Below are 1,560 nucleotides of genomic sequence, written 5' to 3' on the forward strand. Positions count from 1 at the left end.
GCAGAGGCAGTCATACCATCATTAGCACCCAGCGATACAATGATTAAATCAGGAGAACTGACCGGCATCCGTTGCACGAATGCCAGCCAGTCATAAAATGCCTCATTCATCAGTCCTGAGCTGTCCAGGTAATAATATTCCAGAACGTCCTGCTCTTTCGCACCTTTTGCCAAACTAAGTGTCAGGCTGTCTCCGATAAACAAAGACTTTGCATGAGCACCATAACTAAAACAAAAGTAACATAACGAAATTATAATTTTGCAGATCGTACTCACAATACACCAACCTTAAAAATACAAAATATGTACATTTAGTGTATTTAAACTGTTCTTTAAAAATACATTTAATGTGTTTTAAATGTATTTTATTTATCCCTTTCAAATGCCCCATCTTTTGCTAGCTTTTCTCTGAAAGCTTCGAGGATATAAGGCGTCATTAACAAGCTGGTAATGTTACTGCTTTTTAGATATTCATATGCTTCCCATAAATCTTCTGGAATTTGTAGATTTTTAGGGCGGCGGCTTACTTTCGTTTTCGACACTGTGCCAGCTAATTTTTCTGGTATGTTTGCTTCTGGTGGTGCCAGATTTTTTTCTTGTAGTGGTGCATTTTTTGAAACATTTGCCAATCTAGATAACATATCTTTTTTTGTACTCATAATATATCTCTTTAATACATGTAATGTACACTATATGTATTTTTTATGTATTTAAAAAATACCATTTGTGCACTTACCCAATGATGGTTCTCAAATCGAGAAATAGAGATCGCATGGCATTCCCAACTCGTCCATGACGTGTTGCCGTTTGTTCTACAACCCCAAGACCTTCACCAAATTTAGCGGGAACAGTTTTATCGAGTGGAATTGCAGTATCCAATCGTACTAAATTAGGAAACGCATCAAGGTAAGTATCAATATCTTTAAAATTAGTGCGGGACGGATGCACTTTGTTAAGGACTACATGCGCGATCTTATCTGAACCCATTTCCTCGGATATATCATTCAATACCTGGCTAAACTCTTGCAAACCTAAAATATCAGAAGGATCGTCATTCACTGGCGACAGAATTAAATCTGCGGCGGCGATAGCTGTTCGTGTCAGAGCGGAATCAAACCCTCCACAATCTATAAGTACGCATTTTCCGGACTCTTTGGCCTCAACCAGGTCATGTATAAATTTTTCTACCCCTATAGACTGGGAAGTAAGCCTGATTACGTTCCAGCGTTTGTCTTCATCCCGAAACTGATTAAATGTACTTACAGCAGGTGTATCATCCGTATCATAAAAAATATCCGGTTTTATCTCAGGAGCTATATTCATGCAGATTGTCGATTTTCCTGTTCCGCCTTTTTTAATCGCAACAGTAATTATCTTCCCTGCATACAAATTGTTTATTTCAGACATAATTGATACCTTTAAAGTTCATTATAAGTATTTAAAATGTACATTTTAAGTATTTTTTAAGTATACACCATTTCAATAGCAAGACAACAAATAATGTACATTATTTGTATTATTGTGATTTTCAAAACTACAAGGTCAAAAGCATTTCGCCCCC

2 protein-coding genes and 1 pseudogene are annotated in these 1,560 nt (G+C 36.7%); all 3 read right to left on the reverse strand.

The features are described from left to right. Positions 1-203, reverse strand: a pseudogene (locus tag X965_RS19465) (DUF459 domain-containing protein); the annotation flags it as partial. A 161-nt stretch (positions 204-364) separates the two neighbouring features. Continuing rightward, a complete protein-coding gene (locus tag X965_RS18695) occupies positions 365-658 on the reverse strand; it encodes a hypothetical protein (protein WP_036419818.1) in 294 nt (97 codons plus the stop codon). Between the two features lie 73 nt (positions 659-731). Then, positions 732-1,406 (reverse strand): ParA family protein, encoded by a 675-nt coding sequence (locus X965_RS18700; RefSeq protein WP_036419822.1) that lies wholly within the window; start codon positions 1,404-1,406, stop codon positions 732-734. Positions 1,407-1,560: the final 154 nt, after the last annotated feature.

Origin of the sequence: Morganella sp. EGD-HP17 (assembly GCF_000512315.2) — a bacterium.
In the GTDB taxonomy this organism is placed as follows: Bacteria; Pseudomonadota; Gammaproteobacteria; order Enterobacterales; family Enterobacteriaceae; genus Morganella; species Morganella morganii.

Coding starts and splice junctions, on each gene's coding strand:
- X965_RS18695 (WP_036419818.1), bottom strand. CDS start 658: ATGAGTACAAAAAAAGATATGTTATCTAGATTGGCAAATGTTTCAAAA.
- X965_RS18700 (WP_036419822.1), bottom strand. CDS start 1,406: ATGTCTGAAATAAACAATTTGTATGCAGGGAAGATAATTACTGTTGCG.